The organism is Streptococcus sp. NLN64 (assembly GCF_015831295.1).
Classification (GTDB): Bacteria; Bacillota; Bacilli; order Lactobacillales; family Streptococcaceae; genus Streptococcus.
Window position 1 is genome coordinate 1 of the sequence record NZ_JADXDQ010000009.1, and the last position, 14,266, is coordinate 14,266.

The window sequence follows — 14,266 nt, forward strand, 5'->3', positions numbered from 1 at the left end:
ACCTGTTAGCAAGGTCACAAAACCATTATAACATAGTTCAACCGTGGCGCGTGATACTATGCTATTGTGGTCACGCTTTAAAAAGTGGGATATGTAGGGATATGGTAAACCAAAATAATACTATTCTCTGATTTTAGCTTATCAGGGGTGCGTATGATGGTCTGTGAGCAAACAAAAATTTGACAATGATCCAACGCTTGGGATATAATTGAGTTGTTAACAAAACTGTGAGAAGTTCGCTTAACGGCACTCAAAAACCCCCAACGGTTCCAGCGTTGAGGGTTTTTCTCTTACCCTAGGGGCTACTTCTTGCGGTTATTTAACCAATATTCAAACAAGACGGTAAGAATACCGACCAATAACGGTGCAAGGAATACTGTGAGAATGTCGCCCATTTTGGTACTCACCCCCTTTCTAAGCCAAGAGGGCTACTCAATTATATCAAAATTCCATCCGCTGGATTTGCTTCCTACGGCCTTCCAACTCCTTCCCTTACAATCTATCCCCCAACACGCTAGGTGGCCAAATAGGCACGTCCCCGCTTAAAATTTCATGATACCTAAGTCCTTTTCAATAACCTTGCCTACTGTAGAAAGGAATATCATGAAAATCAATCAAATCAAAAAGAAAGACGGATCTACCGTTTACCGTGCTAGCGTATACTTGGGAACTGATTCAGTGACTGGGAAGCAAGTAACTACAAAAGTATCAGGACGAACCAAAAAGGAATTAAAAGAAAAATCTAGGTGGGCCATTTTGGATTTCGAAAAAAATGGGGCAACTAGATTCCAATCCGTCAACATAAACACCTACGAGGAGTTAGCTTCTTTGTGGTGGGAGAGTTACCGCCATACGGTCAAGCTAAATACTCAACTAGCTGTAAAAAGTCTACTTGATAATCATGTAATACCCATCTATGGGGCCATCAAGTTATCAAAATTGACTACGGCATTCATTCAACAAACAGTCAACCAACTAGCGGATAAAGCCAATAAGGGGCAAAAGGGAGCTTTCTTGCATTATCACAAAATCCACGCGCTCAACAAGAGAATACTTCAGTATGGGGTGGTCCTCCAAGTTATCCCATTCAATCCAGCTAGGGAGGTTATTCTACCCCGCAACCTTCAGAAAGCCAAACGGAACAAGGTTAAGCATTTTGAAAACGAGGAACTGAAACGGTTCCTTGACTACTTGGATAGTCTAGACCAAGGGCGTTACCGCTATTATTATGAAACAGTGCTTTACAAGTTCCTGCTTGCTACGGGTTGCCGGATCAACGAAGCTTTAGCCTTACACTGGGAAGATATTGACTTGGCTGACGGGGTTGTATCCATCACCAAAACCGTCAACGCTAGGTTACAAATCACCCCGCCTAAATCCAAGGCCAGCGAGCGGGATATAGATATAGATTCCCAGACTATCAACATGCTAAAGGAATACAAGAAACGCCAAACCTTGGAAGCGTGGCAACTTGGGAGAACTGAAACGGTTGTATTTTCGGACTTTATCAACGAATACCCAAAAAACCGCCAACTCCATAGACGGCTCTTGATCCATTTCAAAAGGGCGGATGTTCCTGATATTGGCTTTCACGGATTCCGTCATACCCATGCCAGCTTGCTACTAAACTCTGGGATACCTTACAAGGAACTCCAGCATCGTCTAGGTCATTCCAATATCTCGGTGACTATGGATGTCTACAGTCATCTATCAAGAGAAAGCGCAAAAAAAGCCGTCTCGTTATTCGAGAAGGCCATGGGGGATTTGTAAAATATCTAGCAAAAATCTAAGCAAATTGAAAAAGACAATAATTTTAAACCTTGAAAACCGCATAATATCAACGTTTAGGCGGTATCGCTTCCTCAAAAGTGGTTTTTCAAGGGAAAATTGGAGCCCTGTGAAATAAATTGCAAGTTCCCCACCCACCCACTCTTTTAAAAAGTGCTATACTAGAATCATGAAGAATCTAGAAAAAACATTGATGGAAAAAGCAGCGGGTTCTCTCCGCTTAGATCCCGATCAACAGCGGAAATACTTAGGAACCTTTCAGGAGCGCGTTATTTGTGGTATTTCGATTGCTGAGGCTAAAGATCCACAACTCAAACAAAATCTCCCCTACATTCTGAGTGCTTTAAACGCAACATACACCCCCCTCTACCTTAAAATTTCGCCTAGTATTCCCAATGATCTCCAATTAACCTATCTGAAAATGGGGAGGGATCAGGGGATTACTTCTACCATCGTATCTGATGAATCTAGCCATTCTCCTTTTGGGTTAATCCTCCATTCCGATCACGCTCTTAACCTTGAAGACACCAGCATAAAGGCCTATCTACCTCAGAAAAAGAAAGAATCGAACCCTAAGACAAAAAAAGGATTCTTCCAGAAACTCTTCGGAGGCTAACCCATAAAAACCAGTTCTGCGCGAACTGGTTTTTATGGAGTTTTAGTTTACTTTTAGTACAAGGCAGCGAGTCGTAGACAGTACTGAAGTACGGCAAGGCGAGCTAACACAGTAATAAAAGATAAACTAAAAGAGTATATAATACTCTTTTACGGTTTGATTTGCGATTCAATCATAGCCAAAAGGCGTTCTCGGTCTAATTTGAGGTAGGCAATCGCTTGCCCATTGTGAATTTCAATATTTTCCAGAGCGTATCCCTCAGCTGGAAGTGTGATTGGAAGGGTCAGATCATCCCGTCTGAAATCAGGCGAAATCGCATCTTGGTTAAGGACCATCCGCAGTAAAAATTTTGGCAAGGGAATTTTCCCTAATTTAGCAGACTCAACAACTGCTTCAAGCTGGCCCTCCTTGATCACTAGGCTCATATTTAGTTCTAGTTGACTTGTAACTGGACCGAATAGAGTTAGAGGTTGGCGAACTTGGATGTAAGATTGTTCAAATCCGATAGCAGAATTTTCTAAATCTGTTTTCTGTTCCTCAGATAGATTTTCATTCAAGATCGATTTCAAGTCGTTACTAGAAACGACCATTTGCGAGGTCAAACCATCTCCCGTGGAACTTAAATTAGAGACTGCTTGTTGAATCAAGGTTACAAAATTAGTTTTATCCTCCCAAGCACCAAAGCGTTCCTGACTCGTTACCGGATTACTTGGAATAATAAGGTACCAAGCGATCCCTAGAAGTACCAGGATTGTGGCTAAAAATTTCAATAATCCTTTCATGTCCTACGACTCTTTCTAATTTTACTCTACCCCCATTATACCACAGGCTGTTTTTTCTTTCGTAAACGATGGTGATCCCTGAGTTTATCACTTTATACTCGAAACAGTTCGAAATCTGAAACGAATTTTAATCCAGGAATTGGATTAAAATTTATAGGTAATGAAGCAAGCATCGCTTGCCATCAATCCGATGAAGACAGTTCAACAGGTCTGGGAGACCTGTTGAATCTTATCAATAAGCGTGCAATGCACGCAATCAATAAGTTCGGCGAAGAGGATTAACACATTCAGATTTTGAAGTGTAATGAGTATTAAAAAGACAAAAGATAGCAAAACCCTTTTCCCCCAAGGGTTTTGCTATCTTTTTTAATTATTTTCGTGTTGTATCTGCAGATGAGTCCCATATCTTCGCTCAATATTTATGACATAAATTTCATTCGCCATCTCGCACAACTTCCAATAAGACTTCAGCCTTGAAGATAACTCTTGCCCCTACCCTCATCTTTTTTAAAAGATAGGAATTTCGCCATCCTTTACCAACAAGCTAAATCCGAATATCTTCCACAATGCGCATAAAACGATCCCAGTAACTGGTTTCATGTGAGAGCTCACCTTTATAGGCTTGCACCTTGTCAGGGAAATCTGTAATCATACCATCCAATGGTGTTTGAAGGTAACGAATCATATCCATGTCTTCATTGATGGTCCAAATATAGAGTGGCTTCTCAGCTTCTTTGGCTTCCTCAACCAATTGAGCGGAATAAGAGAATTCCTCAACAGCTAAGAAATCAACCTGATCAATCTGCAAATCACCAAAGTTAAAGGGAATCACATAGCCCGTTTGAATTTGTGGTTCCCTATCTTCCAATTCACGCATGACTTCGTGTTTCAAGGACATCACAGGATAGGTATGTTCCGGATCAAGACGATTGAGCTCTGCTAAAACAAGGTCTACATAATTGTCCGGTTCCGAACCATGCGGTTTTAATTCCACCAAGAGTTTGATCTGATTTTCTTTAGCAACTTGAACAAATTCCTCAAAAGATGGAAGTTTAGCCTTGTGCCCATCCTGTTCCAAGGGAAGTCCAACCAGCTCATCATAGGTCATGTCCGCAACTTGTTTATCAAGTCCCGCTAGGCGTTTCAGATTATAGTCATGCATCACCACTAATTTCTGGTCCTTGGTCATCAAAACATCCATTTCAACCAGATCTGCACCGGCTTCCTTAGAAGCCATTATTCCCTCTAGGGAATTTTCAACGGCTTTTTTGATAAAACCTCGATGGGCAATGGTTAATTGCTCCTTATTCAAAACCTGGCTGACTAATTGCAGGCCACTGGCTGCCATAAAGACTAGGAAGACTAGGACAACTCCGATATAGAGCAAAAGCTTACGACTCGTGGCCTGCCCAGTATGAGCTTGCAAAGTCGGTGCGACCCGATTTTGATCCGTAATTTCCCATAAAAGGAAGATTATCAAGGATATCTTTGTTAAAAATGTAAAGAAATGAAGGCTCCACTCGATAATGGTGAGGAAAAAACTTTGTATAAATAGCGATTGCCCCGAGGGATCCATCAGAACCGAAGCCAAAACGGTGGCTAGTACAATAAGAGCGACGATAAAACCAATGGCAAGCTCAACCAAGGACCAGGCTCCTAGAAGGCGCAATTTGCCTGTCTTCGTCATCGACCAAGATTCTTGAATAGCTCGTCGAATGCTGACTTGCTCCAAGGAGATTAGAGGGAGAGTAAAAATAAGGCGTAAGTTGACATAAGCAAACCCCAGAAAAAGAACTGGTAGTAAAAAATTACCCCAAGTCGACTTGGTCAATTCTCCTGTGATAAAAGCTGGAATATAGAGTTTACTGGTTAATGAGGGACCAAAACCTAAATTAGCTACCGGAACGAGGGATATCAAATAAAGAACAAAGACGGGTAGGTCCAACCAAGACTGCTTCCTCATGCTAGTCCAGGTACTACGTAAAATGACACGCCAAGAAAAATGCTGCTGTTGATAGGCACCGTAAACCATGAGTGACAAGGCTGTCATCTCGAAAAAGATCAAGCTAGCAGTCATCACTAGGAAAAAGATGAGAGCCAAAAGACTAACTGGATTCAGTAGGATGCTCGAAAGGTTATCCAGTCGCAAACTTTCTTGATCTGCCGAAAAGAGGATAAACCGGAAAGAAAATTCCAATAAATAGGTTCCAACAAGACCAATCAGAATCTGCAAGATTCCGATCCGAATAAAATAAGTCAAAAGATCCGAGCCCAGGTCCCGAAGAACCTGGCCCACATCCCGAAAGATTTTTTTCATGCTATCTCCCTTAAGAAAAAGGCTGGAACACTTGGCTCCAGCCCTATTGTTAGTTATTAAAATAAGATTTTCTCACGTGTTTTTTCGTAAGATTTCACAAAACGATCCGTCACACCAGGTTCAACAGTTTCCAAAGCTTCAGAAATGCGTTGGAAGGAAGCCTGGTAATCAAACTCTTCTTCAAAGATAGAGAGGGCATCTTGGAAGGCTGTCTGAATAGTGTCATCAAAGGACCGGTACCGGTTGGAATATTGCAAGAGTTGTTCGGTCAATGTCGCATTCCCTACAATGGTATAGGTTTCTGCTTCCAATTCAGCCATATCTTGATTGAGAATCTCCAAGAGGCGATTCACAGATTCGACATCCACGCGCTCTTGATCCAACTCATTGAGAAGGTCTTCGGCATTGTGGCTTGCCGTGAAGAAGAGACTTAGGAAGGATTGCGGAATACCTGGTAACTTGCGTTTCTCCATGTATCGCTTGATCGTATGCAACTTGTTAACAGCAATGCTGACTTTTTGACGAGCAGCACTGTCATCTTTTTCGATTTGAGCCAAGCTATCGCCCAATTCCATTTGCACATCTTCAATTTTTTCCAAACGTTCGCGGCTATCTTCCAATTCTTCCAATACTTGAGAGAAGGGAATTTCATCTGCTTGCTGACTCTCGTCTACACGACTCATCACCAATTTTTCCAAGGCGATCAACTCACCTTGTAATTCGTGCATTTGACGAATACCAGATTCCTTCACAATATAATTGACAGACAAACGCTCCGCCTCATCCAAGAGATTCTGGTTATTGGTTTGTGTATGACGAAGGTAATTCGGCAAGCTGTGGACCAACTTGTCGACCTCTTTCTTCGCATCCATTTCTTTGGTAAAGATTGCGTATAATCCTTCGATTTCTTCTTGAATCAGCTCATTTTCAAATTTGGTGTTGTCCAATTCCAGAGCTTTGAGGTTGCTGCCATTCTTTTGCAAGCGAGAATGCAATTGCTGGAATCGAGCCTCAATATCTGTTTCTTCAAAATGATAATCTTCTTCCAGAAGTTTCCGGTAGCCCGTTTCTAAATCATCCAACTGGTCCGGCAAATCTTTTTCCAACTGCTCAACCAAGACTGGTACCCCATCCACAATTTGTGTGAGAGCGATGATATAATTCTCAGTCTTATCCAAGACTTCTGCCGCTTCTACAGGGTCACCAGAAGAATTGAGTTTCACAAAGCGGCTAAACTCTGCCTCAATCTGCTCCATCTGTGTGCGAATTTCTGGAAGCGCTTGTCCATAATGACTCTCATTCTTGTCAATATTTTCTTGCAACTTCTCAAATAAATCCAAGGCATGGAGCACGCGCCCACTATTTTCAGCCTCTTGTTGCTCCAATTCCAAAACCGCCTGACGAATGGCTTGCACGTCTTCGGAGACCAAATTTAATTGACTCTCCACACTTCCGATGGTTTGGTTAGTCTTAATAAAACGGAAAGAATTGTTGTAAGCCTCGGCCTCGAACAAATCTGTCTCAATAGCTGCAAAGGAATTCAGGGAAATATCCATCCACTTTTGATGCCATTCCCGGAAATTCACCTGACTCTGACCAATCAAATGCATATTCTTGACACGTTCCATATCCTCGTTGACTGGTAAATTAAAGAGCTCGGTTTTTCTTTCTTCTAATTTTGCCAGAAGAGTGTCATTCCTCTTCCGCAGCAAAATGGCCACAATATAGGCCACAATTAATAATACAACGATTACAATGACCAGTATAATCAACCCACTAGACATCCCATACTCCTTACATTTAATACTTGTAAACAAACAAACTTGATTATACCACAGTTTGCCTTGAAAATCCTAGAAATCATAAAAATCTTTAGATGTCCAAGGTTGAATATACCGCATTGGCTTCAATGAACTCTCGTCTAGGCTCAACCCGGTCCCCCATCAGCATATCAAAGACCCGGTCTGCCTCAGCCGCGTCATCAACAGAAACACGCGCCATTAAACGATGATCTGGGTTCATGGTTGTCTCCCACAATTGGTGGTCATCCATTTCCCCAAGCCCCTTGTAGCGTTGAACGGTTGGTTTGGAACGACCCGAACTGTAGCGTTCTAGTGCTGCTTGCAATTCTTGCTCCTGGTTGGGGCCAGGTTGAATATATTCCTTGATTTCACTACCGACTTTAACTCCATAAATTGGCGGTTGAGCAATATAGACATAACCTGCCTCTAGGACCGGACGCATATAGCGGTAAATCAAGGTCAAGAGCAAGGTCCGAATGTGGGCACCATCGACATCGGCATCGGTCATAATCACCAACTTGTGGTAACGAGCCTTGGCTACATCAAAATCATCCGCAAAACCAGTTCCCATGGCCGTAAAGAGCGAACGAATTTCTTCATTGGCCAGAATCTTATCCATACTAGCCTTCTCAACATTGAGGATTTTCCCACGAATCGGTAAGATAGCTTGAAATTCCCGATTCCGACCGGACTTAGCAGAACCACCCGCGGAGTCTCCCTCCACGATAAAGAGTTCTGTTTGAGCCGGATCATTGGAGGAACAGTCTGCCAACTTCCCTGGCAGGTTGGAGATTTCCAAACCAGATTTTTTACGGGTTACTTCACGCGCCCGCTTGGCCGCAATCCGAGCTTTGGAAGCGAGAATTCCCTTCTCGACAATCCGCTTGGCAATCTGCGGATTTTCCAAGAGGAAGGTCGTAAAGGCGTCTGAGAAGAGGCGATTGGTGATCTTCACCACCTCACTATTCCCCAACTTAGTCTTGGTTTGACCTTCAAATTGCGGATTCGGGTGTTTGACCGAGATAACAGCTGTCAAACCTTCTCGCACATCATCACCTGTCAGATTCTCATCTTTTTCCTTCAGAATTTTATTCTTTTTGGCGTAGTCATTAATTACCCGCGTCAAAGCTGTCCGAAAGCCCTGTTCATGGGTTCCACCTTCATGCGTGTGAATATTATTGGCAAAACTCATAAGGGTTGAATGGAAACCACCCGTGTACTGCATGGCTACCTCAACCGTGATTCCATCTAGCTCCCCTTCGGTATAAATCGGATCAGCGAATAGAAGGTCCTTGTTCTCATTAATGTATTCCACATAAGAGGCAATCCCACCATCGTAATGGTAGTCCTTCCGTTGCTCCATCCCTTCCCGCTTATCTTCCAGAGAGATGGCCAAGCCACGATTCAAGAAAGCCAATTCTTGGATCCGTTTATTGAGTTTGTCAAAATCATAAACAGTTGTTTCAGTAAAAATTTCTGGGTCTGGAGTAAAATGGACCGTTGTTCCAGTTCGATCGGTTTGGTCAATCACTTTCAAGTCCGCTACGACAGCTCCACGCTGGTATTCCTGATAGTAAACTTGTCCATTCTTATAAACTTTCACATCTAGCTGAGTAGACAAGGCGTTTACAACAGAAGAACCAACACCGTGGAGACCTCCGGAAACCTTGTAACCACCGCCGCCGAATTTTCCTCCAGCGTGGAGAACCGTGAAAACAGTCTCAACCGCAGGGCGACCCGTTTTTTCTTGGATATCGACAGGAATTCCCCGACCGTCATCAATCACTGTAATGGAATCATCTGGTTCGATGATGACTTGCACATGTTTTGCAAAGCCCGCCAAGGCTTCATCGATGGAATTATCAACAATCTCCCAGACCAGATGATGCAAACCTTCCTTGGATGTAGACCCAATGTACATTCCGGGCCTCATCCGCACCGCTTCCAACCCTTCTAGGACTTGAATCTGGCTGGCATCATACTCCTGAGCATTTTTCTTTTTATCTTTGGCGTCAACCATCTGACTCCTCCACTCTTTTTATAAACTCGGCTAACTGAGGGGCACTATCAAAAAGATAGGTTGCCATCCCCGCATTTTGACCTGCAATCATATCCATCGGGCGGTCTCCAATGACCAAGGTGTTCTCCAGATGATACTTGTCTTTCAAATAGAGAAAAGCCTCTGGACTCGGCTTCCGTGCAAAGCCCTGATCAGATGTGACAATTTCGGTGAAATAGGTCAAAATACCTGTTGCTTTTAAAATTTCTATCACTTGTTTGTCTCGATGCGAGACTAAAAAATGTTGAGCCCCAACTGCCTGGAGTTCCTCCAATAATTGGGGGATTCCTGGAAACAAAACAGGCTGGGCAAGTTCTTTGGCTTCTTCCAAGCGGTACTTACGCCGAAAATCAGGAATACCAGCCGCATAGCGCAAAATCGCCACATCTGTGGCTTCCTTTAAACTGGCATAAATTTCTTCTAGCGCAGCAGTACGTCCTTCATGTTCAAGGGTTCGTAAAAAAGCTTGGCTGGAGGAGACATAATTGTCTAACAAAGTCCCTCCTAGATCCCAAATAAAACTCTCAAATTTCATTCCTTAATTATACCATAATTTAGAGGAGTCAGCCAGCCTAAAAAAGCCCTAGAATGGGATTCTAGGGCTGGTCAGATCACATTTTTTCTTCAAACAAATCGGTGTAGAGCATGGCCTTGCGTAAGTCCTGACTATCGCCTCCTAAAGCATCCACCAAGGCATAGGAGAAAGCCAAGGCTGAAGCTGGACCACGACTGGTAATCACGCGCCCATCCTGAACAACCGTTTCTTTCTGGTAGTGACCTGCTTGGATTACTTGGTCGAATCCGTCATAACTGGTATAGTTTCTATCCTCCAGCAGTCCAGCTCTTTCCAAAGCAATGGGGGCTGCACAAATCGCCGCAACCAAATTTCCTTGGGCTTCTGTTTGAGCCACCCAAGCCATCAGCTCGTCATGATTTCGAAGATTCTTGGCTCCCGGCATGCCGCCCGGTAAAACAACCAAGTCAAAGAGGGGCAGTTCAGGACTCCAGACTTGATCCATCTGCACAGTAATACCATGGGAACCTGTCATTTGGGCTTGGAGCCCAACCATCTGGCAGTCGAATTCTGCCCGACGTAGAACATCGACTACTGTTAGGGCTTCGATTTCCTCGAACCCTTCCGCAAAGAGTACAGCGATTTTTTTCATATTCGTCTCCTTTATAGGGTTTGTCGTAAGACAACCTTTCTTCTTTTTGGCCGGACACGGCCTTCTTCTTCATCCCGCAAATGATTCTGATAGGCGATGGATAAAATAAGTCCAATCCCAATCAAATTCGAAATGATGGAGGATCCCCCCTGAGAAATGAAGGGAAGGGGAATTCCGGTCAGTGGTAAAATCCCGGTCACAGCTCCGATGTTTTCAAAAATATGAAAGAGAAGCATGAGGATATAGCCGGTAGAGATATAGGTATAAAAAGGGCTACGTGAGCGAATGGTAATCCGCACCATACGCCCAATTAGCAAGAAATACAACAAGAGCAAGACCAAGCCACCTATCAATCCAAAATCCTCCGCAATCACGGTGAAAATCATATCACTCTCACGAACAGGAATCTGTAGATTGGAAACATTGAAACCCTGACCCATTAAGCCCCCACTCCCAATGGCAATCTGACCTTGAGCTTGCTGAAAAGTTGTTGTTTGAGCAAAGTCAAAGGGGTTGAGCCAGGCTACAATCCGATTAATCTGGTAGGTCGGCATCCCTAACTGATGGAGAAAAGCCCGCCCATCCTCTTGCGATAGGAGAGCCACAAATCCACCTGCCAAAACTGTAAAGAAAACAAATACCGGTAAAATGATTTTCCAAGAAACATTGGCAATCAAGACCATTCCAGAGAAAATAGCCAAATAAACCATCGCCGTCCCTAGGTCATGTTGCAGCCCTAAAAGAACCAAAACTGGGAGCGTGGCGAGGGTCAAGGCCCCGATGATTTTCACATCAAACCAAAGAGTACGCTCTTCCCCAAGCTGACGTTTATGCAGCCAATCCGTGATTTGAGCTAACATCAGAATGTAGGGGATTTTCATAAATTCTGATGGCTGAAAAAGCGTTACACCATTGATAGACACCCAGTTTTTGGCTCCCGTTGAAGCCACCAAATCAGGATTGTAATAAATCAAGGGTAATACCATCAAGCCAAGCCCTAAGGCATAAAGGATAGGCGTCATTTTCCAGAGAAAGGACTGGGAGAAAAACATTGTAATGAAACCAACCACCAAGCCCAGTAAAATCCATGCTCCCTGCTGCAGCAACATGGTCCAAGCCACCTCTGGATAATCATGACTGAGAGCCACATAGAGAGCTGCCAAACCAATCGCTAATAAGGAAAAAACATAGAGTAAAATCCCGTAGTCAATACGGGCATCTATTTTTAATGGTTCTCTAAACATGGACCTCAACTTTCTTCATATCGTTCAAAAAAATTCGCAATCTCATAAGGAATTAAATCTTGCGGGCGAATCAACAATTCTCCAGCTTTACGAAGCTCCTCCTGCAGGTCCTGACCATAGACTTTTCGTGCCAGACGACCATCTAAAATGAGAACTGCCGACAGCTGATTCTCCCGCCGTCTGATACGCCCCATAATCTGTTGGAGCCGTTGACCTGCTAATGGAAGAATAAAATCATCAAAAGGTTTGAGCCCCTCCGCCGCAAGAGACTGAGACAACTTATCCACCAGAATATTTTTAGGATTGGCAAAAGGAAGACGAACAATCACTTGAATCACTTGATCTAGTTTTTTCAAGTCCACGCCTTCCCAAAACGAGCCCAAAGCCAACAAGACTTGATGATCCCCTCGTTCAAAACGCTTCCGCAAGACTTGGTTATCTTGCCCTTCTACCTGGGTCAAACAAGGAACTGACAGTGTTCCTGCAACTCGATTTAGTAACTCGCGGGAAGAAAATACCACCATCATCGGATGTCCCATCGGGTACAGGTTTTCAATCCAAGCCCCTACAAAATTGGCATAGGCCGAAAAATTCATCAAGCTAACATCTGGGAATTCCGAACTCGTCAAAACAAGCTGCCTTCCCAACTTAGGACCAGGGAAAGAAGCAACATCCACCTCTTCAACTCCAGCTAAGCGGAGCAAGCTTCTGGCAAGAGACTGGTCCAAACTTGCCGAGATGAGATAGGTATGCCGGCAAACTTCGATGCCTTGTCCCAACTGAAAGTAGTCCCCGCCAACCGCAACAAGCTCCTCCTGATTTTTTCGACCCCGCAAATAGAAATCCACCCCTTCTTCAAAGAAAAAGCGGAAACTATCCGGAAGCCGCTCCAGACCAAGACGGCGGAGAAGACCTTGAATGTTTGCCAAACTCCCCTGCTCCAACTCCAGATAGTTTTTCCCAGCTTGCCGTGCCTTCCAAACCTCCAACTCAACTTGCAGTTCCTGTAAGAATTTCATGCGCTTAGGCTCTTTTTCAGTAGCCACGACATCTTGTAGTTTTTGCGCCAATTCCAAATAGGGGATTTTAAGAGTATTGGCTTCTTCCAAGCCGCGCAAAAGGGACTGCGCTTCATCAAGCACTAAATAAGTATCTGAAAACAAGGCCGGATAAGACTCCAGCAAACTGGGTAAAAAGGCATGGTTGGTCACCAAAATAGGGCAGCCCCCCATTTGTCCTTCCAAGCGACGCCAAAAATCCAAGGTCGGAAACAGGCTCCGTTCCCCAAGTTGTCCTTGGTGACGCAGGTCTTTTAGAATATGTTCCAAGCGATAAGCTTGACCAATCTCATCCAAATCACCGGTCTCAGTCTCAGCCAACCAAACCAAGAGCTGCATCAGAAAACGACCAATAGAGCGTTTGGTCCAATCTGCTTTTTTCAAATAAGCATGGAGGGCATCTAAACTCAGGAAATTCCGAGGACTCTTCACCCCAAGCAATTCCAGACCAAATGTTTGGGACAGAAGTTCACCCTCCTGCTCCAGCAGTTGCTGCATAAGGATCTTCGTTGGAACGGATACCAGCAAGCGCCGACCTTGATTCAAATCTTGAAGCAAACCCAAAAGATAAGCCCACGTTTTCCCACTGCCTACCTCTGCTTGGAGGACAGAAACACCCTTTTGTCCCTTGGTCTCATGAATGTAGTTGGCCAAGGCTGCTTGAGCTGGACGAGCTTCTAAACCAATTCGCCGGAAATTCTCCTGCCAATCTCCCAGTGACACCTCACCCCTGGCGGACCGCACAGGCTTCCTTACATACAGCCCATGCTCCAGCAGGATGGCAGAATCAGAGGTTTCCTCCATCTGTCCCAGACAATCTTGGAAAATCAGACCAGTTTCATAGAGCAAGGCATCTGATTTTTTCCACAGTTGCTCCACCAAACCTTTGGGAAGCCCCTGAATTCGCTCCATCAAAACCAAGAGTAACTCTGCCGTTGCCTGGGCATCCGCCAAAGCAGTGTGGGCATTCTCTAAAGGAATCTCCAGTTCCTGACACAAACTCCCCAGAGAGTAATGTTGGAAGCGCGGAAAACAAACTTGAGCCAATTCTACCGTATCCACGCGCGGAGTCCGCAACTCATACCCTTCCCAAAACAAGGCCTCAGCCAATAGATTGGCATCGAAGGTCACATTATGGGCTACGAAAACAGCATCTTCCAATAAATCATAAATCACCCCAGCCACCTGACTAAAAAGCGGTGCCTGTGCTAATTGTTGGTCTGTAATCCCCGTCAACTCAATGATATGCTGATCCAAAACCTCCTGTGGGTTCACATCCGTTTGATAACTCTGTACAATTTCACCATTCTCTAAGAGGACAATCCCCACCTGAATAATCTTGGCCTGATTACCCGGATTGGTGGCTTCAATATCCACGATGGCATACTTCTGATTCATCCTTTTCATAGTGTCTAAATTATATCACATGAAAGA

11 protein-coding genes are annotated in these 14,266 nt (G+C 44.1%); 2 read left to right on the forward strand and 9 right to left on the reverse strand.

All coding sequences use genetic code 11. The annotated features are described in order from the left end of the window. Positions 1 to 302: 302 nt before the first annotated feature. Positions 303 to 395, reverse strand: a complete 93-nt coding sequence (locus I2503_RS02365; protein ID WP_196966893.1) for a type I toxin-antitoxin system Fst family toxin — start codon at positions 393 to 395, stop codon at positions 303 to 305. Between the two features lie 208 nt (positions 396 to 603). Here I2503_RS02365 and I2503_RS02370 point away from each other — a divergent pair, with 208 nt between their 5' ends. Together I2503_RS02370 and I2503_RS02375 are read left to right on the forward strand one after the other, a co-directional pair. Beyond that, positions 604 to 1,770, forward strand: coding sequence for a site-specific integrase (locus tag I2503_RS02370; RefSeq protein ID WP_196966894.1), 1,167 nt, complete (start codon positions 604 to 606; stop codon positions 1,768 to 1,770). 187 nt (positions 1,771 to 1,957) lie between these two features. Beyond that, on the forward strand, positions 1,958 to 2,404 hold the full coding sequence (locus tag I2503_RS02375; protein WP_196092442.1) for a YueI family protein: 447 nt from the start codon (positions 1,958 to 1,960) through the stop codon (positions 2,402 to 2,404). A 149-nt stretch (positions 2,405 to 2,553) separates the two neighbouring features. Here the strand turns inward: I2503_RS02375 and I2503_RS02380 are convergent, their stop codons facing one another. The 8 genes from I2503_RS02380 to I2503_RS02415 all read right to left on the reverse strand — a co-directional run bounded on the left by I2503_RS02380 (position 2,554) and on the right by I2503_RS02415 (position 14,230). Further along, positions 2,554 to 3,186, reverse strand: coding sequence for a hypothetical protein (locus I2503_RS02380; RefSeq protein WP_196966895.1), 633 nt, complete (start codon positions 3,184 to 3,186; stop codon positions 2,554 to 2,556). A gap of 544 nt (positions 3,187 to 3,730) precedes the next feature. Next, a complete protein-coding gene (locus tag I2503_RS02385) occupies positions 3,731 to 5,503 on the reverse strand; it encodes a glycerophosphodiester phosphodiesterase (protein WP_196091980.1) in 1,773 nt (590 codons plus the stop codon). Between the two features lie 56 nt (positions 5,504 to 5,559). Then, positions 5,560 to 7,287, reverse strand: a complete 1,728-nt coding sequence (ezrA, locus tag I2503_RS02390) for a septation ring formation regulator EzrA (protein ID WP_196966896.1) — start codon at positions 7,285 to 7,287, stop codon at positions 5,560 to 5,562. Between the two features lie 88 nt (positions 7,288 to 7,375). Beyond that, the gene (gyrB, locus tag I2503_RS02395; protein WP_196091978.1) at positions 7,376 to 9,325 is read right to left on the reverse strand and encodes a DNA topoisomerase (ATP-hydrolyzing) subunit B; all 1,950 of its coding nucleotides are present in this window, start codon (positions 9,323 to 9,325) and stop codon (positions 7,376 to 7,378) included. After that, positions 9,318 to 9,899, reverse strand: coding sequence for an HAD-IA family hydrolase (locus tag I2503_RS02400; protein ID WP_196091977.1), 582 nt, complete (start codon positions 9,897 to 9,899; stop codon positions 9,318 to 9,320). Before I2503_RS02400 ends, gyrB begins: the two co-directional genes overlap by 8 nt. 76 nt (positions 9,900 to 9,975) lie before the next feature. After that, on the reverse strand, positions 9,976 to 10,530 hold the full coding sequence (locus I2503_RS02405) for a DJ-1 family glyoxalase III (RefSeq protein WP_196091976.1): 555 nt from the start codon (positions 10,528 to 10,530) through the stop codon (positions 9,976 to 9,978). An 11-nt stretch (positions 10,531 to 10,541) separates the two neighbouring features. Next, on the reverse strand, positions 10,542 to 11,774 hold the full coding sequence (locus I2503_RS02410; protein WP_196091975.1) for an FtsW/RodA/SpoVE family cell cycle protein: 1,233 nt from the start codon (positions 11,772 to 11,774) through the stop codon (positions 10,542 to 10,544). Between the two features lie 5 nt (positions 11,775 to 11,779). After that, entirely contained in the window at positions 11,780 to 14,230 is a 2,451-nt protein-coding gene (locus tag I2503_RS02415; RefSeq protein ID WP_196091974.1) for a helicase C-terminal domain-containing protein, read from the reverse strand. Positions 14,231 to 14,266: the final 36 nt, after the last annotated feature.

Bases quoted from the DNA above. Each gene is read 5' to 3' on its own strand.
- I2503_RS02365 (WP_196966893.1), bottom strand. From the start codon at position 395: ATGGGCGACATTCTCACAGTATTCCTTGCACCGTTATTGGTCGGTATT.
- I2503_RS02370 (WP_196966894.1), top strand. From the start codon at position 604: ATGAAAATCAATCAAATCAAAAAGAAAGACGGATCTACCGTTTACCGT.
- I2503_RS02375 (WP_196092442.1), top strand. From the start codon at position 1,958: ATGAAGAATCTAGAAAAAACATTGATGGAAAAAGCAGCGGGTTCTCTC.
- I2503_RS02380 (WP_196966895.1), bottom strand. From the start codon at position 3,186: ATGAAAGGATTATTGAAATTTTTAGCCACAATCCTGGTACTTCTAGGG.
- I2503_RS02385 (WP_196091980.1), bottom strand. From the start codon at position 5,503: ATGAAAAAAATCTTTCGGGATGTGGGCCAGGTTCTTCGGGACCTGGGC.
- ezrA (WP_196966896.1), bottom strand. From the start codon at position 7,287: ATGTCTAGTGGGTTGATTATACTGGTCATTGTAATCGTTGTATTATTA.
- gyrB (WP_196091978.1), bottom strand. From the start codon at position 9,325: ATGGTTGACGCCAAAGATAAAAAGAAAAATGCTCAGGAGTATGATGCC.
- I2503_RS02400 (WP_196091977.1), bottom strand. From the start codon at position 9,899: ATGAAATTTGAGAGTTTTATTTGGGATCTAGGAGGGACTTTGTTAGAC.
- I2503_RS02405 (WP_196091976.1), bottom strand. From the start codon at position 10,530: ATGAAAAAAATCGCTGTACTCTTTGCGGAAGGGTTCGAGGAAATCGAA.
- I2503_RS02410 (WP_196091975.1), bottom strand. From the start codon at position 11,774: ATGTTTAGAGAACCATTAAAAATAGATGCCCGTATTGACTACGGGATT.
- I2503_RS02415 (WP_196091974.1), bottom strand. From the start codon at position 14,230: ATGAATCAGAAGTATGCCATCGTGGATATTGAAGCCACCAATCCGGGT.